The organism is Marinibacterium profundimaris, from assembly GCF_002210095.1.
GTDB classification, from domain to species: Bacteria; Pseudomonadota; Alphaproteobacteria; order Rhodobacterales; family Rhodobacteraceae; genus Marinibacterium; species Marinibacterium profundimaris.
The window spans coordinates 36,073-58,517 of record NZ_AQQR01000007.1 but is presented as its reverse complement, the minus strand read 5'-3'; the positions used below and the strand labels follow the sequence as shown (position 1 = coordinate 58,517).

18 protein-coding genes are annotated in these 22,445 nt (G+C 68.9%); 12 read left to right on the top strand and 6 right to left on the bottom strand.

Annotated elements, in window-relative coordinates; all coding sequences use genetic code 11:
• The first annotated feature begins 286 nt into the window (after positions 1 to 286).
• From ATO3_RS16815 to ATO3_RS16805, 3 genes are all read left to right on the top strand, one after another.
• On the top strand, positions 287 to 2,575 hold the full coding sequence (locus ATO3_RS16815) for an ATP-binding protein (protein WP_088651047.1): 2,289 nt from the start codon (positions 287 to 289) through the stop codon (positions 2,573 to 2,575).
• Positions 2,562 to 3,167, top strand: coding sequence for a response regulator transcription factor (locus ATO3_RS16810; RefSeq protein WP_088651046.1), 606 nt, complete (start codon positions 2,562 to 2,564; stop codon positions 3,165 to 3,167). The genes ATO3_RS16815 and ATO3_RS16810 overlap by 14 nt, the downstream gene beginning before the upstream one ends.
• Before the next feature lie 432 nt (positions 3,168 to 3,599).
• A complete protein-coding gene (locus ATO3_RS16805; protein ID WP_158217988.1) occupies positions 3,600 to 4,466 on the top strand; it encodes a cobalamin B12-binding domain-containing protein in 867 nt (288 codons plus the stop codon).
• Between the two features lie 9 nt (positions 4,467 to 4,475).
• Here ATO3_RS16805 and idi read toward each other — a convergent pair whose 3' ends face one another.
• The 6 genes from idi to ATO3_RS16775 form a co-directional block, all read right to left on the bottom strand.
• A complete protein-coding gene (idi, locus tag ATO3_RS16800; protein ID WP_088651044.1) occupies positions 4,476 to 5,009 on the bottom strand; it encodes an isopentenyl-diphosphate Delta-isomerase in 534 nt (177 codons plus the stop codon).
• On the bottom strand, positions 5,006 to 6,178 hold the full coding sequence (locus tag ATO3_RS16795; RefSeq protein WP_088651043.1) for a geranylgeranyl diphosphate reductase: 1,173 nt from the start codon (positions 6,176 to 6,178) through the stop codon (positions 5,006 to 5,008). Before ATO3_RS16795 ends, idi begins: the two co-directional genes overlap by 4 nt.
• A 2-nt stretch (positions 6,179 to 6,180) precedes the next feature.
• Positions 6,181 to 7,464 (bottom strand): BCD family MFS transporter, encoded by a 1,284-nt coding sequence (locus tag ATO3_RS16790; protein WP_088651042.1) that lies wholly within the window; start codon positions 7,462 to 7,464, stop codon positions 6,181 to 6,183.
• 1 nt (position 7,465) lies between these two features.
• On the bottom strand, positions 7,466 to 8,371 hold the full coding sequence (gene chlG / locus ATO3_RS16785) for a chlorophyll synthase ChlG (protein ID WP_088651041.1): 906 nt from the start codon (positions 8,369 to 8,371) through the stop codon (positions 7,466 to 7,468).
• 83 nt (positions 8,372 to 8,454) lie between these two features.
• Positions 8,455 to 9,885, bottom strand: a complete 1,431-nt coding sequence (gene ppsR, locus ATO3_RS16780) for a transcriptional regulator PpsR (RefSeq protein ID WP_088651040.1) — start codon at positions 9,883 to 9,885, stop codon at positions 8,455 to 8,457.
• 37 nt (positions 9,886 to 9,922) lie between these two features.
• Positions 9,923 to 10,723 (bottom strand): cobalamin B12-binding domain-containing protein, encoded by an 801-nt coding sequence (locus ATO3_RS16775; protein ID WP_088651039.1) that lies wholly within the window; start codon positions 10,721 to 10,723, stop codon positions 9,923 to 9,925.
• A 326-nt stretch (positions 10,724 to 11,049) separates the two neighbouring features.
• Between ATO3_RS16775 and bchF the strand changes: the two genes are divergently transcribed.
• The 9 genes from bchF to puhB are packed head-to-tail and all read left to right on the top strand — an operon-like array spanning position 11,050 to position 22,444.
• Positions 11,050 to 11,538 carry a 2-vinyl bacteriochlorophyllide hydratase gene (bchF, locus tag ATO3_RS16770; RefSeq protein WP_088651038.1) on the top strand — a complete coding sequence of 163 codons (489 nt, stop codon included), beginning with the start codon at positions 11,050 to 11,052 and terminating at the stop codon, positions 11,536 to 11,538.
• Positions 11,535 to 12,824 (top strand): ferredoxin:protochlorophyllide reductase (ATP-dependent) subunit N, encoded by a 1,290-nt coding sequence (locus tag ATO3_RS16765; RefSeq protein WP_088651037.1) that lies wholly within the window; start codon positions 11,535 to 11,537, stop codon positions 12,822 to 12,824. The genes bchF and ATO3_RS16765 overlap by 4 nt, the downstream gene beginning before the upstream one ends.
• Positions 12,821 to 14,362 (top strand): ferredoxin:protochlorophyllide reductase (ATP-dependent) subunit B, encoded by a 1,542-nt coding sequence (gene bchB, locus ATO3_RS16760; protein WP_088651036.1) that lies wholly within the window; start codon positions 12,821 to 12,823, stop codon positions 14,360 to 14,362. Before ATO3_RS16765 ends, bchB begins: the two co-directional genes overlap by 4 nt.
• Entirely contained in the window at positions 14,352 to 17,918 is a 3,567-nt protein-coding gene (locus ATO3_RS16755) for a magnesium chelatase subunit H (protein WP_088651035.1), read from the top strand. Before bchB ends, ATO3_RS16755 begins: the two co-directional genes overlap by 11 nt.
• A 58-nt stretch (positions 17,919 to 17,976) precedes the next feature.
• Entirely contained in the window at positions 17,977 to 18,873 is an 897-nt protein-coding gene (gene bchL, locus ATO3_RS16750; protein ID WP_088651034.1) for a ferredoxin:protochlorophyllide reductase (ATP-dependent) iron-sulfur ATP-binding protein, read from the top strand.
• On the top strand, positions 18,870 to 19,553 hold the full coding sequence (gene bchM / locus ATO3_RS16745) for a magnesium protoporphyrin IX methyltransferase (RefSeq protein ID WP_408630822.1): 684 nt from the start codon (positions 18,870 to 18,872) through the stop codon (positions 19,551 to 19,553). Before bchL ends, bchM begins: the two co-directional genes overlap by 4 nt.
• 38 nt (positions 19,554 to 19,591) lie before the next feature.
• Positions 19,592 to 20,995 carry a PucC family protein gene (locus ATO3_RS16740; RefSeq protein WP_088651175.1) on the top strand — a complete coding sequence of 468 codons (1,404 nt, stop codon included), beginning with the start codon at positions 19,592 to 19,594 and terminating at the stop codon, positions 20,993 to 20,995.
• 49 nt (positions 20,996 to 21,044) lie between these two features.
• The gene (gene puhA, locus ATO3_RS16735) at positions 21,045 to 21,818 is read left to right on the top strand and encodes a photosynthetic reaction center subunit H (protein WP_088651032.1); all 774 of its coding nucleotides are present in this window, start codon (positions 21,045 to 21,047) and stop codon (positions 21,816 to 21,818) included.
• 2 nt (positions 21,819 to 21,820) lie between these two features.
• A complete protein-coding gene (gene puhB, locus ATO3_RS16730) occupies positions 21,821 to 22,444 on the top strand; it encodes a photosynthetic complex putative assembly protein PuhB (RefSeq protein WP_088651031.1) in 624 nt (207 codons plus the stop codon).
• Position 22,445: the final 1 nt, after the last annotated feature.

Sequence of the window (22,445 nt, the reverse complement as noted above, 5' to 3'; positions counted from 1 at the left end):
CGGACATCGCACCGCCGACCCGGAAGCGTGCCGCACCTTCGGCCCGCCGACATGACCCCGACCGCCCCGGCAGACTCCCCCGGCTTTCTCCCCAAGCTTGTATGAAACTTCGGATCGCATATGATCCGGCAATCCGAGCCGCCCCGAACAGCCAAGTGAGCGCGTTGACCCATCGACCGAATTCGCGGCCAAGCCACCCGTCCCTCGTCCTGCACACCCCGGCGGGAGGTGCACGGACCGGTCCGGCTCAGGGCCACCGCGCCCTGGCTCCGGGCCACATCCGGCCATGAGTGCCGTCGACCTCGAAACCTGCGACCGGGAGCCGATCCACCTGATCGGGGCCGTCCAGCCCCATGGCGCCTTGGTGGCCGTTGACAGGCACAGCCTGGTCGCGGAATTCGCCAGCCGCAATACCGCAGAGTTCCTCGGCTGGGCGCCCGAACAGATCCTGGGCCGCCCCCTGGGCGACTGGATCGGACGGGACAACGCGGACAAGCTGCCGCATCTGCCGCTGGAACCTTCGACGCCGGAGCTGCTGAAGCCGTGGTTCATCCGGTTCACCGGCCCCGACGGCGCCGGGATCGAGGCGGAGTGCCTGCCGCATCGCAACAATTCCCACATCATCCTGGAGTTCCTGCACCGCGAGGCCGTGTCGGCCCCGGTCTGGGAGGACGAGTACCTGCGCCGGGGCTATATCTCCGAGCTGGTAAAGCCCGGCGCCCTGGACGAGCTGGCCGAAGCCAGCGCCAAGGTCATCCGCGAGGTCACCGGGTTCGACCGGGTGATGATCTATCGCTTCGCCGAGGACAAGCACGGCGAGGTCATCGCCGAGGCCACCAACCGGCCCGACAGCTTCCTGGGCCTGCATTACCCCGCATCGGACATCCCCGACCCGGCGCGGCGGCATTTCCTGCTGAATGTCATGCGCTCGATCCCCGACATCAACGGCACGCGCGTGCCCATCGTCAGCCGCGAGGGGCTGGGCGCCGACGCGGCCTCGGCCCATCCGCTGGACCTGACCTTCTGCAGGCTGCGCGCCGTGGCGCCGGTGCATGTGGAATACCTCAACAACATGGGTGTCCGCGCGAGCCTGTCGATCTCGCTGATCACCAACAACCAGCTCTGGGGGCTGGTCGCCTGCCACCATTATTCGGAACGCCAGATCTCCTCCAGCCGGCTGCGCTTTGCCGAGCTGGTCGGCGGGACCACCTCGGCGCTGCTGCAAAGCATCGAGAACACCAACCAGCTGCGCAAGAGCATCGAGGCCGAGAAGACCGCCTTCCGGATCGAGCAGGAGGCCCGGCACGGCACCGCGCTGCGCCAGCTGGTGGCGGACTGGGCGCCGGTGCTGATGGAGCTGATGGACGCCCAGGGCATGATCCTCGTGCAGGGAGAAAGCGTGATCCGCTTCGGCGCGGTGCCGGAGGAGGCGCTGGATCTCTCGCCGCTGCGCGGGCTGATGTCGGACGGGGTCGCGACCACCTCGAACCTGTCGTCGGTGATCGGGATGGACGAGACGCAGATGCAGGCCGCGGCCGGCGCCGCGATGCTGGAACTGTCGGGCGACGGGCGCGACTACCTGGGCTTCCTGCGCAGCCAGTTCGAGGAAACGATCCGCTGGGCCGGCAAGCCCGACAAGATCGAGACCCAGACCGAAGACGGCGTCATCCGCCTGTCGCCGCGCGGCTCCTTCGCGCTCTGGCGCGAGGAACGGCGCGGGCACAGCCGCCCTTTCGACCAGCACGACCGCGACGCGCTGCGCATCCTGCGCCGGGCGCTCTTTGCCCTGAACAGCCTGGAACACGAACGCGCCGCGCTGGAGGCGAAGAATGCCGCCGAGGCCGAAGAGCTGCGCCTGCGCCACGTGCTGCTGGACGCCGCGCGGGCCAGTTCGATGGGAGAACTGGCCTCGGCCATCGCGCATGAGCTGAACCAGCCGCTTTCGGCCATCGCCAATTTCGTCAACGCCTGCCGTCAGGAGCTGATGAATGCCGGGACCGCCATTCCCGAACGCGCGGGGCGTTTGATGGACGAGGCCGTGGCCGAGACCGACCGCGCCGGCGAACTGGTACGGCGGGTCCGCGATTTCATCTCGCGCGGGGATCTGAACGCCGATCTGATCGATCTCAACGCCACGATCCGGCAGGGCGTGGACCTGGCTGTCATGGCCAGCCCCCTGCCCCGCCTGAAGGTGACGTTGAAGCTGGATCCCGACCTGCCGCAGGTCTGGGCCGATCCGGTCCAGATCGGGCAGGTGGTGCTGAACCTTTCGCGCAACGCGCTGACCGCCATGGGCGGCAGGGACCCGCAGGTGCTGACCGTCACCTCCAGCCGCGAGGGCGACGCGATCCGGGTCGCCGTGCACGATACCGGCCCCGGCATCCCGGCCGAGCGCCGGCGACGCCTGTTCGAGCCCTTCCACGCCTCGACGAGCGAGGGGATGGGCATCGGCCTGTCGCTCTGCCGCTCCATCGTCGAGGCGCACGGCGGCCGGATCTGGGCTTCCTGCTCCGACGAGGGCGCCACGCTCCTGTTCCAGTTGCCAATGCGGAGACCGCGCCGTGGCGAAACCTGACAGCGCCCCATGCATCTATGTGGTCGAGGATGACGAGGCGGTTCTGTCCTCGCTCTGCGCCCTGCTCGAGTCCCATGGCTACGCCACGGTGCCCTGCCGCTCGGCCGAGGCGTTCCTGCAGGTCTTCGACCCGGCGGTCCCGGCCTGCATGGTGCTGGACCTGCGCCTGCCGGGGATGAGCGGGATGGAACTGCAGGCGCACCTGGCCACGCTGGGGCTGACGCTGCCGATCGTCGTGGTCACCGCCCATGGCGACATCCGCATCGCGGTGCAGGCGATCCGCTCCGGCGCGGTGGATTTCATCGAGAAACCCGCCCGCGCCGACGAACTCCTTGACGCGATCCGATCGTCCTGCGACACCCTCGGCAACCAGGCGCCGGCCGAGATCCCCAGAAAGATCGTGGCGGACCGTCTGGCGAAGCTGACCGCGCGCGAACGCGAAGTCCTGGGTCACTTGCTGGACGGCAAGCTGAACAAGGAAATCGGCGCCGAGCTGGGCATCAGCCAGCGCACGGTCGAGGTTCACCGCGCGCGCATCCGCGAGAAGATGCAGGCGCGGGGCATCGCCGATCTCATTCGAATGCTGGGGTAACACGCCGCTGCGCAGTTTATACGTAGTTCTGCGTAGGGGACGACCCGAACTAGCTTGCGGGCTTGGCCACCCTCTAGGCTGAAATCAGGGAGAGGAATACCGGTCGTCCGGAGGCATCAGCAGTGCCTGTCCGGCGCGCGTGGAACATGTCCGAGGGAGCCATTCGGACCGCGGGATCGCAGACTGCCCGAAAGGCGGGGATCGGTGCATCGGAAAAGCATCCGTTCCGACGTCGGGCAGGCCTGACCGGCGGGCCGGCAGCCGACCGGCACAGGCGGCAGGCGCCACCGACAGTCTTGGCATGTCAGCAGGTGCAGCTTGCTCTTCCAGAGGGCCTTCTTCAGGGCCCGGCGCCTCCGCCGGTGATCGGGGGTTCGCGGGATCCCCCATGGCATGCGGGGCGCCCCGCGACAGACAGGGGGGAGAGACAAGGTGCACGACGGAAGACCACAAAGTGTCCCCATACCGTTCCTGCCGGAGCAGATCCTGGGCGAGATCGGCCGGCTCGATCCCCGCTTCCCCGAAATCCTGGTCAGCGGCCTGGCCGAAGAGGCGCTTCGGCGCGTGTCGGCGCGCGCCGAGCCCTGGCGCAACACCGCCGGCCGTCCGTCATCCGAGGATCTTGAGACCTTCTGCAAGGCGCTGGTGGCCGGGGACGACCGCGAGGCCATGGACATGATCGTCGAGATCCGCGCCGAGGGCGTCGCCTTCGAGGCGATCTACCTCGACTACCTCGCCCCTGCCGCTCGGATGCTGGGCGACTGGTGGCAGGAGGACCGGGCCTCCTTCGTCGAGGTGACGATCGGCACCGGGCGGCTGTTCTCGCTGCTGCGCGATCTGAAACCCTCCTTCGCGCCGATCCCGGCACGGCAGGAGATCTCGGTCGTTTTTGCCTCGGTCCCGGGCGAAGATCACACGCTGGGCGTGCGCATGGCCGCCGACCTGTTCCGCGAGGACGGCTGGGACGTCGCCCTGAAGGTCGGGCTTTCGCATGACGACCTGGTGGCCGAGATCGAGCGCGCCCCGCGCAGCATCGTGGGCCTGTCGGTGGGCGGGCGGCATTCGCTCGACGCGTTGTCGCGGCTGGTGGTGGCCCTGCACCTGCATTGCCCCAACGCGATGCTGCTGGCCGCCGGGCAGGATGTCGAGGAGATCCGGCCCCACCTGACGTTGATGGGGCTGGACGGCATCGCGCGCGACCTGACCGACGCGCGGGCGCAGATTTCTTCGCTGTGGGATCGCGAGATGCAGCGCCGGACCCGGCTGCGCGACAGCAGGCCGGAGGGCAAGGGCGCCTAGCGCGCGGGCTCAGCCCGGCTCAACCGCCTCGGCCGCCGCGCGGATCACGCCGTCCGCCAGGTAGATCCTGAGCCATGGCGTGTAGGCCTCCGGCCGCTGGCGCACCTGCCTATCCAGCTCGCGCAGGGCGATCCACCGGGTCTCCATCACCTCGTCCGGATCCGGTGCCAGCACCGGGCGGCGCGCGACGTGGCCCGCAAAGACATCCACCACCTCGTGTTCGAACATCCCGCCACCCACATCGGCCCGGTATTCGACGCGGCCCATCGGCGCCAGGCCTATGCCCGTCAGCCCCAGCTCTTCGCGCAGGCGCCGGCTGGCACAATCGGCGACCCCTTCGCCCCAATGCGGATGGGTGCAGCAGGTGTTCGCCCAAAGCCCCGGCGTATGGTACTTCGCCAGGGCCCGGCGCTGCAGCAGCAGCGCGTCACCGCACAGGACAAAGACCGACACCGCCATGTGCCGCAGCCCGTCCAGATGCACCTGCAGCTTGTCGACCGGCCGAAGCCGCCCGTCCACCCAGGCCGGAATCGCCCCGGTCACGTGCGCACCGCCGAGACCAGCCCCGACAGATGCGCCAGGTTCTTGAACCCGATCTTCAGATGCGCCATCGGCCGGGCGCGCACGAGGCGCTTGTTCATGTAGGCCTCGAAGGTCAACCTCTGCACATCGACATCGTGGCACAGCGACACGAAGCGTTCGCGCCGGTCGTCCGAGCGGTAATAGGCGTTCTGCATCGACGCCAGCACGCGGAAGACCGTCTTGTGTTCGCGCATGAACAGCCTGCGGGCGAGCCCCAGGTCCGAGGCCCGGCCGCTGGCCAGGCAGGCCGAGGCGGCGCTGGCCGCGACCCGCCCGCCGACCATGGCGTAATAGATCCCTTCGCCCGAGCTGGGCGCCACGACGCCTGCGGCATCGCCCGCCAGCACCACGTCGCGCCCGTTGTCCCAGCGGTCCATCGGCTTCAGCGGGATCGGCGCGCCCTCACGCCGGATCGTCTGGCACCGGTCGAGCCCGTGCGCCGCGCGCAAATCCGCCGTGGCCTGCTTCAGGTCGAAGCCGCGCTGCATGGATCCCATGCCGACGCTCGCGCGGCCCCCGTGCGGAAACACCCAGCCGTAGAAGTCCGGAGAGATCCGCCCGTCATAGACCACGTCGCAGCGGTCGGGATCGTATCCGCCGCCCTCGGGCGCGGCGATGATCTCGTGGTAGGCGATGACATAGGGCGTGGCATCGCCGCCCGGCACCTCCTCGGCCGCCACGCGCGACCGGGCGCCATCGGCCCCGATCACGATCCGCGCCCGAAGCGAACATTGCTCGCCGGTGGCACGGTCGCGGTAGATCACGATGGGGCCGTCCTCGCGCACGATGCGGATGAAGGTGCCGGTCTTCCGTATGGCCCCGGCGGCCTCGGCCCGGCTGCGCAGGAAGCTGTCGAACTCCTCGCGGTCGACCATGCCGACAAAGCCGTCCTCGATCGGGATATCCACCCGCCGGCCCGTCGGGGACACCATGCGCGCGGTGCGGATGCGCGCCACCAGCAGGTGGTCGGGCACGTGGAAATCGGCGATCAGCCGCGGCGGGATCGCCCCGCCGCAGGGCTTGATCCGCCCGTCCCGGTCCAGCAGCGCCACGCTGTGGCCCGAACGGGCGAGGTCCTCGGCCGCGGTCGCCCCGGCCGGCCCTCCTCCTACGACGACGACATCGAACATGGTCATTCTCCCGGTGCAAGCGTTGTCATGCGCGGCGGCCCTGCGGCGACCACGCGAAGCGCCATAAGGGCTGTCAGCGCGAATAGTCCGGCCTCGGCCAAAAAGACCGTGCCGAAGGCCGGCGCATCGGTCATGGCCTGGCGCGCGACATCCACGGCCGCCGCGCCGGTCAGCCCGCCGAAGCCCGCCGCGATGGCCTGCGCCGCGCCCCAAAGGCCCATCCGCGTGCCCTCGCGCCCCGCACGGCCCTGCCCGGCCAGCGCCATCATCGACCCGATCGCCGCCACGGCGAAGATCCCGTTGAAGACCCCCAGCGCCACGACCGCCGGCATCAGCGTGCCCGGCAGCGCAGGCCCGCCAAGCGCCGAAATCACCCCTAGGCTCGCAGCAGAGCCGAGACAGCCGACGATCACCCATGTCCTGAGGCTGCCGATCCGCAGGCCCGTCGCCGCGATCCCGACCGTCAGCATGCCGAGGAAGACGCCGCCGTTCTGCGCCCCTGACAGCGAGGTCGACTGGCCCGGCGTGAAGCCGAAGACAAGGCCCGCGTAAGGTTCAAGGATCAGCTCCTGCATGAAATAGGCGGTCATCGACAGGAAGACGAAGATGGTGAAGTTGCGCGCCTGAGGCTCGGCCCAGACCTCGCGCAGCCCCTCGCGGAACCGGGTCGGACGATCGGGCGCAGGGCGGATTGGCGCTCGGCCTTCGATCCCTGCCACCGCCAGCAGCGTCACCGCCACAGCGCCGCCCGCCACCGTGGCGACGACCTGCATCAGCCGCGCGGGCGTATAGGGATCGAGGAAAAGCCCCGCCGTCGCCGCCGTCACCGCGATCCCGGCAATCATCATCAGCCAGGTGATCGTCGCCGCCGCCGCCCGCCGCTGTGGCGCGACAATGCCGGCCAGCAGCGCCAGAAGAGAGGTTCCCGAGGCGCCGACACCCAACCCGATCAGCGCATAGGACAGGACCGACACGGCCAATCCGGCCGCGAACGACGTCGCAAACAGCACGACCCCCGCCGCGGCACCAAGGGCACCAAGCCCCAGAAGGACCATGCCGGCGACGATCCACTGGGTCCGATGCCCGCCCCTGTCCGACAGGAAGCCCCAGTTCGGCCGCGTGACCTGTATCCCGTAGTGAAGCCCGACCAGCGCTCCGGGCAGCACCGCCGGCAGCGCCATCTCGACCACCATCAGCCGGTTCAGCGTCGAGGTGGTCAGCACCACGATGGCGCCCAGGGCCATCTGCACCAGCCCCAGCCGGACGATCGTGATCCAGCCTGCCATCTCAGCCTCCCATCCCGCGCAGGGCGAAGGCGGCGACCATCATGCCCCCGACATAAAGCATCACGCCCGTGCCGTTGTACCAGGGCGCCCGCCCCTTCGGGTCGCGCATCAGCACGCGCATCGCCGCGCCCTGCGCCATCAGCATCACGGCAATCACGCCGGCATGAAACGGAAGATCCCAGGCCATCAGCAGCCCCACGACCACCACCTGCGGCACAGCCATCACGACGCAGGCCACGCGCGCCGCCCGCTCCGGCCCCAGAACCACCGGAAGGGAGCGCACTCCGGTCAGCCGGTCGCCCTTCAGCGCCTTGAAATCGTTAAGGGTCATGATCCCGTGGGCACCGGCCGCATAAAGCAGCGCCACCAGTATAACGGGCCCGGAGGGCGCCCCGGCCGACAGCACCGCCGCCCCGGTGAACCATGGCAGCCCCTCATAGCACAGTCCCACCAGCCCCGGGCCCAGCACGCCGGACCGCTTCAGCCGGACCGGCTCGGCCGAATAGGCCCAGGCGGCGGCGACGCCGAAGACGGTGGCGCCGAAGCCCCAGGGGCCCAGCACCGTGCCCAGGGCCAGCGCCAGCAGGCTCATCGCAAGGGCGATCCACAGGCCCCAGCGGCCCGGGATGGCGCCGGAGGGAATCGGCCGGTCGGGTTCGTTGATCGCATCGACGTGACGGTCGCACCAGTCGTTGGCGGCCTGGCTCATCCCGCAGACCACCGGCCCGGCCAGCACCATGCCCAGAAGAACCGCCACCGGCGCGGCCGTGACCGGCACGCCCGAGGACACGACACCACAGAGATAGGCCCAAACCGGGGGAAACCATGTGATCGGTTTGATCAGCGTCAGAACGGCCCGCGGCTGAGGCAGGCTCCGGTCCGACTTATGCGCAAAGGTGACACCCATAGTGTCAACTAAACTATACAATCGAGAGTCTGGGAAGTGTTTTCTGAGGCCCCGCACCCGGGCCTTGCGCGTCCGCGTCCGCCTCAGGCGTCGTTGTCGCCGCCGATCAGCCCGTGCTTGCGCAGCTTGACGTAAAGGCTTTGACGCGACAGGCCCAGCATCTCGGCCGCCGCGACGCGGTTGTTGCCGGTCAGCTGCACGGCGGTTTCGATGCAGATCTTCTCGACCACGTCCGAGGTGGCCGAAACCAGTTCTTTCAGCGAGGCGGTGCCGACCAGGTCCAGCACGCTCTTCATCGCCTCGTCGCTGATCGCGGCGGGGCCGGCCTCGCCGTCGACGATGTCAAGCTGCTGGATTTCGCGCATGATGAACCCGAAGCCCAGGTCGCCGCCGCGCTGGAGCAGCCGGGTGGCCGAGATCTCGACGCTGGCGCGCGTGCCGGTGACGCCGGCCACCTGTGCCGCGTAGCTGCGCATCCGCCCCTTTCGGGTGGCCGCATCCAGGATCAGTTTCATGTCGATCCCGCCGCGCACCAGGAAATCCGCCAGCGTCCGGCCCCGCACGTCGCGCAGCTGCGCGGCATCGGTCAGCGTCAGGAAGGCTTCGTTGGCATCGCGGATCTCGCCCTGGGTATCCGTCAGCACCATGGCGTCGCTGGTCGCGCTGAACAAAGCCGAGAGCGACTGCGCGACCTCGAGGCCCTCTCCGGCCTCGTCATCGACCGAGACCAGGCTGCAAAGCATGTAGAGATCGCCGGCCGCCCGGAAGAACTCCGGATAGATCATCAGGACCTTGCCGTTGCGCCGCGCGACCACCTCGATGCCGCGCGAATCTTCGGCCGAGGCAGCGCCCTGCAGGCTGTCAGAGAACTCGCTTGCGCGGCGTCCTTCGAAGACCTGGGCAAAGGAGCCGCCCGTCAGCGTGTCGACCTTGCTGCCCAGCAGCTCCGCCGCGGCGGTATTCAGGTCGCGGATGCGGCCCTTCTGCGGCTCGACCAGAAGGATCGGCGTCTCCGACGCTTCGAGCACGACGCGATAGAAGGTGGTCTCGGCCCGCAGGCGCTGCTGGTCACGTTCGCGGGCAAGCTGTTCCTTGATCAGCCGCTGCTGCACCTCGGCGATGGGCTGCATGTCGCGGCCCAGCAGCAGCATGGCCTGCGACCCGCGCACGCGGTGCAGCGTGTAGCGGATCGGGAATTCCCAGGTCGCGTTGTCGAAATGGTTCAGCTCGATCGGCCGGGGCACCAGATCGGGATCGGCGCGCATGGCCTTCATCCGCTCATCCAGCTTCACTCGGCTTTCCTCGGTCAGGAAACCGTCCAGCGGGCGCCCGACCCAATGATCGAGACATCCAAGCGACGGACAATCGGGATTGACGGAGATGCCGGTGACCGCGCCGTCACCGTCAATGCAGACGGCGATGTCGGCGGCCTGTTCGAACAGGTTGTCGATGCTATCGCTGTCGGGAAGGGCACCAGCGGTCAGCGGCTGAGAACTGGGGCCCTGTCGTGTCACTTTCCGCTCCTTGCACCGGCTCGCCGCGCACAGCTGCCTACCCCATGGTTTCGGCTGCCAGTGGGGCGGCAATGGTTTTCAGACCGCATCGCTCGACCGCCTCGCGTGCCGTTCTAACCGCATAATCGGCTCCCGTCCTGTCGGCAACCGTCATGGTGTCGGTAACTGCGCGCCCACCAACGACAATGGGGGGCACGTGGTCAAGCCTTGACCGCAGTTCGTCGACAAGCTCCGCGGTCTTTTCCAGGGTCGCCGGCGTCGCGGCCGACAGACCAAGCACCGAAAACCGCTGCTCGCGCAGCAGCTCGGCGATCTCGTCCGAGGTCAGGCCGAGACCCATGTGCACCCAGACGCCGTGCCGCCGCAGCTGTTCGGCGGCGACGAAGGCGCCCAGGGAATGATCCTCGAACCCCGGCACGATCATCAGCATCGTCTCGCCCATCGGAACACAGCGGTCGAACCGCCCGGCCACGCCGTTCGGGCGCTCGCGATAGAGCGCCTGCAACCGGCCCGCGCCGACGGTGACATCGACGAAACTCGCCAGGTCGCGCACCCAGAGCTCGCCCAGGTGCCGCGCGGCGGCGGGGATGTAGTAGTCGTGAAGCTCGGGCGTACCGATACCGTGCGACATCATCGAGGCGAGCACGGCGCGGTGGCTGGTCTCGGCCTCGGACATCAGCGACTCGGTCAGCCGCAGGACCCATCCGGACCGGTCCGGCGGCGCGCCGGTCTGGCGGCCGGCGGTGACCCGGCGAAGCGCGGATTCGACCAGGAAGCGAATGGCCTGGTTCTGCCTTGCGTGGAGTTCGGAACCGCTGACGGCCGCATTCGTACCCATCGCCACCTCCCAGTCGACATATTGGGCCTGCTCTTTCGCCTTACGGGTCTTGCGCCGTTTCGGATCACTTTGCATCGCACCTGCGGGCGTGTCAATTTTGATTGACAGTCAGAGCGCGGAACGCACATTCAAGATACTGGATTCCTTGGGCATAATTTTCACCATCCATTTCAATACCTTTTGAATCAAGACGTCATGGAAAACGTGCTGACCTATTGCGGCAGCAGCCATGCGAGGGCCCACCCTAAACTAAGTGTAAATTAAAGTTGACACTTTGGAGCGTCCCCCCGTAGCATCACCCTACCGAAAGAGATCGTGAGGGGAACATGACGCTTCGCGCGCCCCAGGGGACCAAAGCCCCGACACTCTACACCGAGGCGCAACGCGCCCGGCGGGATACCAGCAGATGGACAATCGTGCAGGGCATACTGGCGCCCGCACAGTTCCTCATCTTCCTGGTTTCGCTGGTGCTCGTGCTCCGGTTCCTGACCACCGGCGAAGGCTACGCCGCCGCGACGCTGTCGATCGTGGCCAAGACCGGCGCGCTCTACCTCATCATGATCACCGGCGCGATCTGGGAGAAGGAGGTCTTCGGACAGTACCTCTTTGCCCCGGCCTTCTTCTGGGAGGACGTGTTCAGCTTTGCCGTCATCGCCCTGCACACCGCCTATCTCTGGGCACTCTGGACCGATGCGCTGACCCCCAACGGGCTGATGATCCTCGCACTGGCCGCCTATGCCACCTACGTCGTCAATGCCGGGCAGTTCCTGCTGAAACTGCGCACCGCGCGGCTGCAGATGCAGGCCGCGTCATGACCCGGCAGGATCCTCCCCCACCCGCCGGCGGCGGCTGCCGCAACGCCCCGATCCTGCGCCAGCGCGGCCAGCACGAGGTGTTCTGCGGACTGACCGGCATCATCTGGCTGCATCGCAAGATGCCGGACGCCTTCTTCCTTGTGGTCGGTTCGCGCACCTGCGCCCACCTGCTTCAATCGGCCGCCGGCGTGATGATCTTCGCCGAACCCCGCTTCGGCACCGCGATCCTCGAGGAAACCGACCTCGCCGGCCTCGCCGACGCCCAGGAGGAGCTGGAACGTGAGGTCGCGCGTCTGCTCTCCCGCCGCCCAGATATCCGCCGGCTGTTCCTCGTCGGTTCCTGCCCGTCCGAGGTCATCAAGCTGGATCTCGCCCGCGCGGCCGAACGGCTGTCGGCCCGGCACGGACCGGCGGTGCGGGTCCTGAACTACTCCGGCTCGGGCATCGAGACGACATTCACCGAAGGCGAAGACGCCTGCCTCGCCGCCATGGTGCCCGACCTGCCCGAGACGCAGGACCGCCAGCTTCTGGTGGTCGGCGCGCTCCCGGACGTGGTCGAAGACCAGGCCCTGGCCCTGCTCGATCAGCTCGGGATAGGCCCGGTGCGCGTTCTCCCCGCGCGCCGGGCCGGCGGCGATCTTGGCATCGGCCCTGGCACCAGATTCGCGCTGACCCAGCCCTTCCTCGGCGACACTCATGCCGCTCTGGAACGGCGCGGCGCGCAGCATGTTCCCGCGCCAATCCCCTTCGGCGAGGAGGGCACCACCGCGTGGCTTCGCGCCGTGGCGCGGGAATTCCAGGTCGATCCGGACCGTTTCGACGCGGTCACCGAAGCCCCCCGCGCCCGCGCCCGCCGCGCCATCGCGCAGGCGGCCGGACCGCTGAAGGGCCGCTCGGCCTTCTTCTTCCCCGACAGCCAGCTTGAAATCCCGCTGGCCCGTTTCCTGGCCCGCGAATGCGGCATGGACCCGCTGGAGGTGTCGGCCCCCTATATCCACAAGGGCATCGTCGGCCCCGACATGGACCTGCTGCCGCCCGTGCCGGTTCTGGCCGAAGGGCAGGACGTGGAAAAGCAGCTGGACCGCTGCCGGGCCGCGCGGCCGGACCTGACGATCTGCGGCCTTGGCCTTGCCAACCCGCTGGAGGCCGAAGGGCTGGCCACCAAGTGGTCCATCGAACTGGTCTTCACCCCGGTGCATTTCTACGAACAGGCCGGCGATCTCGCGGCGCTCTTCGCCCGCCCCCTGCGCCGCCGCGACGCCCTGCAGTTCGAGGCGGCGCCATGAAGCTGTCGATCTGGACATACGAAGGCCCGCCCCATGTCGGCGCCCTGCGCGTCGCCACCGCGATGAAGGGCCTGCACTACGTGCTGCACGCGCCGCAGGGCGACACCTATGCCGACCTGCTCTTTACCATGATCGAGCGCCGCGACCGCCGCCCGCCGGTCACCTACACCACCTTCCAGGCCCGCGACCTCGGGTCCGACACCGCCGCGCTTTTCCGCAACGCCTGCCAGGCCGCCTATGACCGGTTCCGCCCCGAGGCGATGATCGTCGGCGCCTCCTGCACGGCCGAGCTGATCCAGGACGATCCCGGCGGCATGGCCGAGACCATGGGTCTTCCGATCCCGGTGATCGCGCTTGAGCTTCCGTCGTACCAGCGGCGCGAGAATTTCGGCGCCGACGAGACCTTCTTCCAGATCGTGCGGGCGCTGGCCGGCCCGATGGACAAGACGGCCCGCCCCACGGCCAACCTGATCGGCCCGACGGCGCTTGGGTTCCGCCATCGTGACGACGTGACCGAGGTGACATCGCTGCTCAACGACATCGGGATCGACGTCAACGTAACTGCCCCTTGGGAGGCCACGCCCTCGGACATCGCCCGCCTGGACGCGGCGCATCTGAACGTGCTGATGTACCCCGAGACCGGCGAAAGCGCCTGCCGCTGGATGGAGCGGGAGCTTGGCCTGCCCTACACCAAGACGGTGCCGATCGGCGTCGGTGCGACCCGGGATTTCGTAAGGGAAGTCAGCGCCCTCACCGGCCTGCCCGCGCGGATGGACGAGGACCGCCTGCGCCTGCCCTGGTACGCGTCGTCGGTGGATTCCACCTATCTGACGGGCAAGCGCGTGTTCCTTTTTGGCGACGGCACCCATGTCGCCGCCGCCGCCCGGATCGCCCGCGACGAGATGGGGTTCGAGGTGGTGGGCCTTGGCTGCTACAACCGCGAGATGGCCCGCGGGATCCGCGCACTGGCGCGGGATTTCGGCGTCGAGGCGCTGATCACCGACGATTACCTCGAGGTCGAGCGCCAGATCGAGGCGCTCTCGCCCGAGCTGATCCTGGGCACGCAGATGGAACGCCACATCGCCAAGCGACTGGGCCTGCCCTGCGCGGTGATCTCGGCCCCGGTCCATGTGCAGGATTTCCCGGCCCGCTATTCGCCCCAGATGGGGATCGAGGGCGCCAACGTGATCTTCGACACCTGGATCCATCCGCTGGTGATGGGGCTGGAAGAGCACCTGCTGCACATGTTCCGCGACGATTTCGAGTTCCACGACGAGGCCGGGCCCAGCCATCACGGCGGGCACGCCGCCCGACCCGCAGCGACGCCCGAACCGGCGGCCGGGCCGGAAACGGTCGCCCGGACAGAGGGAACAGACAGCCTCCACTGGCTGTCCGAGGCCGAGCGCGAATTGCGCAAGGTCCCTTTCTTCGTCCGTGGAAAGGCACGGAAGAACACCGAAACCTTCGCCGCCGACCGCGGGCTGACCGAGATCAGCGTCGACACCCTTTACGAAGCGAAGGCCCATTATGCGCGATGACGCCCTGACCCCCTATCGCGTCGTGCTTCTGACGCTTGACAGCCACGCCGCCGGCCCCTGCGACCGCGCGGCGACACGGCTGGCCGGGGATTTCCCGGGCCTGTCGATCTCGATCCATGCCGCCGCCGAATGGGGCGAGGACCCTGAAAGCCTGGAGCGCGCCCGCGCCGCAGTCGCGACCGGCGACATCGTGGTATCGAGCCTGCTGTTTCTGGAAGAGCATATCGAGGCGATCCGTCCCGCGCTTGAAGCGCGCCGGCCCGAATGCGACGCGATGGTGGGCATCATCGCCGATGCCAAGATCGTGCGGCTGACCCGGATGGGCACGCTGGACCTGTCGGCGCCTGAAAGCGGCACGCGCAAGCTGATGAAGAAGCTGCGCGGCGGCGGCGGCGGCGATACGAAAGGGGGCCAGGCCCATGACAACGGCGCCCGCAAGATGCGGATGCTGCGCCGCCTCCCCCGGATCCTGAAGCTGATCCCCGGCAAGGCGCAGGACCTGCGCGCCTGGTTCCTGGTGATGCAATACTGGCTGGGCGCCTCGGACGACAATATCGAGGCCCTGGTGCGGTTCCTGATCTCGCGCTACTGCCACCGCCCCGAGTGGCGCGGGGCCCGCGCGCCCGAACCGGCGGATTACCCCGAGACAGGCCTGTATCACCCCGATCTGCCGGGCCGCATGACGACCGATGCCGCGAAGCTGCCCGGACCTGCCGCGCCGCACGCCACCATTGGCCTGCTGATGATGCGCAGCTACGTGCTGTCGGGCGACACCGCGCATTACGATGCGGTCATCCGCGCGCTGGAGGCCCGGGGGTTGCGCGTCTTGCCCGCCTTTGCAGGCGGTCTCGACGGGCGTCCGGCGATCGAGGCCTATTTCCGGGACGACAGCGGCCCCCGCATCGACGCGCTGCTCTCGCTGACCGGGTTCTCGCTGGTCGGCGGGCCGGCCTATAATGACAACGCCTCGGCCGTGGCCCTGCTGAAGGCGCTAGATGTGCCCTATCTTGCCGCGCATCCGCTGGAATTCCTGACGCTGGACCAATGGGCGCGCTCGCCCTCCGGCCTTGGCCCGATCGAGACGACCATGCTGGTTGCCCTGCCCGAGCTGGACGGCGCGACCAACCCCACCGTCTTCGCGGGCCGCCATGGCGAGGACGGCTGCGCCGGTTGTGCCCATGCCTGCCGCCCGCAGTCGCAGCTGCGCGCCATGGCCCCCTGCCCGGAACGGATCGACGCGCTGGCCGCGCGGACCGACAGGCTCGCCACGCTGCGCCGCTCGGACGCGGCCCAGCGCCGGGTTGGCATCGTGCTCTTCGGTTTCCCGCCCAATGCCGGGGCCGCCGGGACGGCCGCCTATCTCGATGTGTTCCGCTCGCTTCACAACACCCTGCATGCCATGGCCGCGCGCGGCTATGACATCACCCCGCCCGCGTCGGTCGAGGAGCTGCGCGATGCGGTCCTGCAGGGCTCTGCCCGGCAATACGGGCAGGAGGCCAACGTCGCCGCCCATGTCCCGGCCGACACGATGGTCGCGCGGACGCCCTGGCTGGTCGAGATCGAACGGCAATGGGGCCCGGCGCCCGGCAAGCATCAGTCCGACGGGGCCGGCGTCTTTGTGCTCGGCGCGCAGTTCGGCAAGGTCTTCGTCGGTCTGCAGCCCGCCTTCGGCTTTGAGGGCGACCCGATGCGGCTGCTGTTCGAACGCGGCTTCGCGCCGACCCATGCCTTCGCGCAGTTCTATCTGTGGCTGAAGGACAGCTTCTGCGCCGACGTTCTGCTGCATTTCGGCATGCATGGCGCGCTGGAATTCATGCCCGGCAAGCAGGCCGGCCCCTGCGGCGCCGACTGGCCTGACCGGCTGATCGGCGACATGCCCAACGTCTATCTCTATGCGTCGAACAACCCGTCCGAGGCGACGCTGGCCAAGCGCCGGACAAATGCCGTGACGGTGTCGCACCTGACCCCGCCGCTGGCGACCGCCGGGCTTTACAAGGGGCTGGCCGAGCTGAAGGACAGCCTTGTGCGCTGGCGCGGCACCGCGCCGGATCACCCCGAACACGCCGAGCTTGCGCAGCTGATCGCCGAGCAGGCCGAGGCGGTGGATCTGAATGGCCGCGATCCGCATGCGCTCTGGCTCGAGCTGCTGGACGCCGAGGATGCGCTGATCCCCGAGGGCCTGCACGTGGTAGGCGAGGCGATGTCGGATCAGGCCCGCACCGACATGCTGGCGCTGATCGATCCCGAGGCCCGTGCCGAGGCCGCGCCCCTGCTGCAGCGCGACACCGAGATCCCCGCCCTGCTGAATGCGCTGGCGGGCCGGTTCACGCCTCCGGTCCCGGGCGGCGACTTGATCCGCTCGCCCGCGATCCTGCCCACCGGGCGCAACATCCACGCCTTCGATCCGTTCCGCATGCCCACGGCCTTTGCCTGCCGGGACGGCGCGCGTCAGGCGCAGCTGCTGCTCGACACCCACCGCTCGCTGCCGCGCAGCGTGGCACTGGTGCTGTGGGGATCCGACAACATCAAATCCGACGGCGCCGCGATCGCGCAGGCGCTGGCGCTGATGGGGGCCAGGCCCCGGTTCGACAGCTTCGGCCGGCTTTGCGGCGCCGACCTCGTACCGCTGGCAGAGCTCGGCCGCCCCCGGATCGACGTGATCATGACGCTGTCGGGCATCTTCCGCGACCTGCTGCCCTTGCAGACCAAGCTGCTGGCCGAGGCCGCGCTGAAGGCCGCGACGGCCGACGAACCGGAGGCGCAGAACTTCGTCCGCGCCCATGCCCATGCCTATGCCGCCCGGATCGGCTGCGATCTGCAGACGGCGGCGCTGCGCGTCTTTTCCAATGCCGAGGGCGCCTATGGGTCGAACGTCAACATGCTGGTCGATGCCTCGGCCTTCGCCGGAGAGGACGAGCTGGCCGACGCCTTTGAGGCGCGCAAGAGCTTTGCCTACGGCGTCGACGGCAAGGCCGCGCAGAACGGCGCGCTGCTGCAGGCGGCGCTGGCGGATGTGGACCTGGCCTACCAGAACCTTGAATCGGTCGAGCTGGGCGTGACCACGGTGGATCACTACTTCGACACGCTGGGAGGCATCTCCCGCGCGGTGAAACGCGCGCGCGGCGGACAGGACGCGGCGGTCTACATCTCGGACACGACGCGCGGCACCGGCAAGGTCCGCACGCTGGCCGCGCAGGTCGCGCTGGAAACCCGGTCGCGGTCGCTGAACCCGAAATTCCACGAGGCGCTGCTGAAGCACGGCGCCGAGGGCGTGCGCCAGATCGAGGCGCATGTGACCAACGTGCTGGGCTGGTCGGCCACCACCGGCTCGGTCGAACCCTGGGTCTATCAGCGGCTGTCGGAAACCTTCGTGCTGGACGAGGCCATGCGCACCCGCCTGGCCGATCTGAACCCGACCGCGTCCTCGCGCATGGCCAACCGCCTGCTCGAGGCGCACGACCGCGCCTATTGGCAGCCCGATGCCGCAACCGTCGCGGCGCTGCAGCAGGCGGCGGATGCGCTGGAAGACCGGATGGAAGGGGTGGCCGCGGAATGACCTGCAACACCCCGATATGCCCCGAACAGGGAGCCCATGCTCCCGGAAGGAGTTCCACATGAGCCCGAGAGACGACATCCCCGACCTGAAGGGGCGCGACGGCGAAGGCTCGGTCCAGGTGCACCAGGACCCCGAGAGCCGGATCGAGGGGGCCAAGGTCATCTCGGTCTACGGCAAGGGCGGGATCGGCAAGTCGACGACCTCGTCCAACCTGTCGGCGGCCTTCGCAAGCCAGGGCCGCCGGGTCCTGCAGATCGGATGCGATCCGAAGCACGACAGCACCTTCACCCTGACCGGGCGCCTGCAACCCACGGTGATCGACATCCTGAAGGAGGTCGATTTCCACCCCGAAGAGCTGCGCCCCGAGGATTTCGTGACCGAAGGCTGGGGCGGCGTGCAATGTGTCGAGGCCGGCGGACCGCCTGCCGGCACCGGTTGCGGCGGCTATGTGGTCGGGCAGACCGTGAAGCTGCTGAAGCAGCACCACCTGCTCGATGACACCGACGTGGTGATCTTCGACGTGCTGGGCGACGTGGTCTGCGGCGGGTTCGCGGCCCCGCTGCAGCATGCCGACCGGGCGTTGATCGTCACCGCCAACGATTTCGATTCCATCTATGCGATGAACCGCATCATCGCCGCGGTGCAGGCCAAGTCGAAGAACTACAAGGTGCGGCTGGCCGGCTGCGTGGCCAACCGCTCGACCGCGACCGACGAGGTCGACCGCTATTGCGCGACGGTGGGCTTCAACCGCATCGGCCACATGCCCGACGTGGATGCGATCCGCCGCAGCCGTCTGAAGAAGAAGACGCTGTTCGAGATGGACGACGATCCCGACATCCTGCGCTGCCGGGCCGAGTACCTGCGCCTTGCCGAGGCGCTCTGGGCGGGAACCGATCCGCTGGCCCCCGCCCCCATGGAAGACCGCGACATATTCGAGCTGCTGGGGTTCGACTGATGGATTATGCCCGCACCCTCACCCGGGTCGAAACCTATTTCGACCGCACCGCGCTCCACGCCTGGGAGCGTCTGACCAGCGACGCGCCGGTCTCGCGGATCCGCGAGACGGTGCGGCGCGGGCGCGACGAGATGCGCGCGCTGATGTTGGCGCGGCTGCCCGAGGACCTTTCGGGCGCACGGGTTCTGGATGCGGGCTGCGGCACCGGGCAGATGAGCTGGGCTCTGGCCGCCCGCGGCGCCGATGTGGTGGCCGCCGATATCTCGCCCGCGCTGATCGAGATCGCGCGTCAGCGGATGCCGGCAAAGCACCTCTCCCGCGTCACCTTCCGGGCCGGCGACATGCTGGACGCAGGGCTTGGGCGGTTCGACCACGTGATCGCGATGGACAGCCTGCTGTATTACGACCGCGCCGACACGGCCGCGGCGGTCGCGAAACTTGGCGCGCGCTGTTCGGGCCGGGTGATCTTTACCGTCGCGCCGCGCACCCCGCTGCTGATGGCGATGTGGCAGGCCGGCCAGCTGTTCCCGCGCGCCGACAGATCCCCCACCATGGTGCCGCAATCCGCCGCCGCGCTGGCCCAGGCTTTGCGCGACACCCATGCCTCGGGCGCGCTGAGCGTGCTCGACCGGGTCAGCAGCGGCTTCTACATCTCGCAGGCGATGGAGTACGCATCGTGAAGCTGCTCAATCCCCTCCGCCACCTGCCGCTGAGCGCGATGCCCTTCGCGAATGCGACAAGCGAGGGGCTGCCCATGGGTCAGCTGTTGCGGTTGTCGCTGTTCCAGGTTTCGGTCGGCATGGCGACGGTGCTTTTGCTGGGCACGCTGAACCGGGTGATGATCGTCGAGCTGTCGGTCCCGGCCTCGGTCGTGGCGGCGATGATCGCGCTTCCGGTGCTGGTGGCGCCGTTCCGGGCGCTGCTGGGCCACAGGTCCGACACCCACCGCAGCGCCATCGGCTGGAAACGCATCCCCTACCTCTGGTTCGGCTCGCTCTGGCAGATGGGCGGGCTGGCGGTGATGCCCTTCGCGCTTCTGGTGCTGTCGGGCCAGCAATCCACCGGCCCCGCCTGGGCGGGCGAGGTGCTGGCCGGTATCGCCTTCCTGATGACCGGCCTGGGGCTGCACATGACGCAGACCGCCGGTCTGGCGCTGGCCACCGACCGGGCGGATGAAGAGACGCGGCCGCGGGTCGTGGCGCTGCTTTACGTGATGTTCCTGCTGGGCATGGGGGTCTCTGCGCTGGTCATCGGCTGGCTGCTGACGGATTTCACCCCGCTGACCCTGATCCGTGTCGTGCAGGGCGCCGCCGTCGTCGGCATCGTGCTGAACCTGGTCGCGCTCTGGCGGCAGGAAAAGATCCGCCCGATGAGCCGCGCCGAGCGCGCCGCCCCGCGTCCGCGCTTCCGCGACGCCTGGGCCGACCTGGTCGCCGGCGGACAGGCCGGGCGGCTTCTGGCGGTGGTCTTTATCGGCACCATGGGCTTCACCATGCAGGACGTGCTGCTGGAACCCTATGGCGGAGAGATCCTGCATCTGCCGGTCGCCGCCACGACGGTGCTGACCGCACTTTGGGCCGGCGGCGCGCTGCTGGGCTTTCTGATCGCCGGTCACCGGCTGGCACGCGGCAGCGACCCCTACCGCCTTGCGGCGACAGGGCTTCTTGCCGGGATCGTCGCCTTCTCGGCGGTGATCTTCGCCGCGCCCATGGGCTCTCATCCGGCGTTCTTCGCCGGCGCGGCCCTGATCGGCTTCGGCGCCGGGCTCTTCGCCGTCGCCACCCTGACCGCCGCGATGGTCCTGCCCGCGAAGGGCACCGCCGGCCACGGCCTGGCGCTTGGCGCCTGGGGCGCCGCGCAGGCCACGGCGGCAGGGCTTGCCATCGCCCTGGGCGGCGGGCTGCGCGACGTGGTCAATTCCATCGCCACCTCGGGCAGCTGGGGCGCGGCGCTGAACACGCCCGCCACCGGCTATTCCTTCGTCTACCACATCGAGATCGGCCTGCTGTTCCTGACCCTTGCAGCGCTTGGCCGGCTCGCCCGTCACGCCTCGCCCCCCGAAGCGATCAATGGACCGGCCCAGGCAAAAGCCCCCATCGGGCTGGCCGAGTTCCCAACATGACCGGCGCCTTCCAGACGACACCGGCCAACGACCCAGAAAGGACCCTGACATGACTGGAACCTTCTTCGCCAATGTCGATCTGGCCAGCCTCTCGCTCTGGATCTTCGTGATCTTTTTCGTCCTGCTGATCTGGTACCTCCAGCGCGAGAACATGCGCGAGGGCTATCCCCTGGAGGATGACGACGGCAACCCGTCGGCCAACCAGGGGCTGTTCCCGGTGCCCGACGACAAGACCTTCCTGCTGCCGCATGGCCGCGGCACGCTGACCGTGCCCTCGGGCCAGCATCCGGACCGCGGCGACCTGGCCCTGGCCAAGTCCGCCTCCGGCAACGGCTTTCCCTTCCTGCCCACCGGCGATCCCATGGCCGACGGCGTCGGTCCCGCCTCCTGGGCGCCGCGCCGGGATGTGCCCGAGCTCGACGGCAAGGGCCATCCCAAGATCGTGCCGATGTCGGCCACCGACGGCATCCAGGTCTCGGCCGGGCGCGATCCGCGCGGCCTGCCGGTGGTGGCGGGCGACGGAGAGATCGTCGGCACCGTCACCGACATGTGGATCGACGAGCCCGAACAGATGGTGCGCTACCTCGAATACGAACTTGAGGCCGGAATGGGCGAAGGCAAGCGGCTGGTGCCGATCACGCTGACGCGGATCTGGTCCAACCGGGTCAAGGTACGCACGCTTTACGCCCACCATTTCGCGGGCGTGCCCCGCCATGCCTCGCCCCGGCAGGTGACCCTGCTCGAAGAGGACAAGATCTCGGCCTACTACGCCGGCGGCACGCTCTATGCGAGCGAAGCGCGGCTTGAACCGCAGTGGGGATGACAATGTCTCACGACGATTTCGCCTTTGAACCCATCCCCGGCCTGCCCGAACACCTGCCCAAGGGCGAGCACCTGCTGTGGCAGGGCCGCCCCGATGCCATGGCCCTGGCCCGCGAGGCGCTGAACCTGCGCTGGGTCGCGGGATATTTCGCTCTGCTGGCGCTTTGGCGCTTCGGGGCGATCCTGGACGAGGGCGTCGGCGCCGGACTGGCCATGGCGGCCCCCTTCCTGCTGCTGGGTGCGGTGGTCTGCGGGCTGCTCTGGATCGTGGCCTTCCTGCAGGCCCGCGCCACCGTCTACACGATCACCGATGCCCGTGTCGTCATGCGGATCGGCGCGGCGCTGACGCTGACGCTGAACCTGCCGTTCCGCCAGATCGCAAGCGCCGGGCTGGACCTGCGCCGGGACGGCACAGGCACCATCGCGCTGGACCTGGCCGAAGACATCCGGCTGTCCTGGCTGGTCTGCTGGCCGCATGTGCGCCCCTGGCGGTTGCGCAAGCCGCAACCGGCGCTGCGGGCCATCCCCGATGCCGCGCGCGTTGCCGGCCTGCTGGCCGAGGCGGCCGAGACCCGCATCGCCACCCCCGAACTGTCCCGCGCGCCCGCCGCGCTGGCCGCGGAGTAGA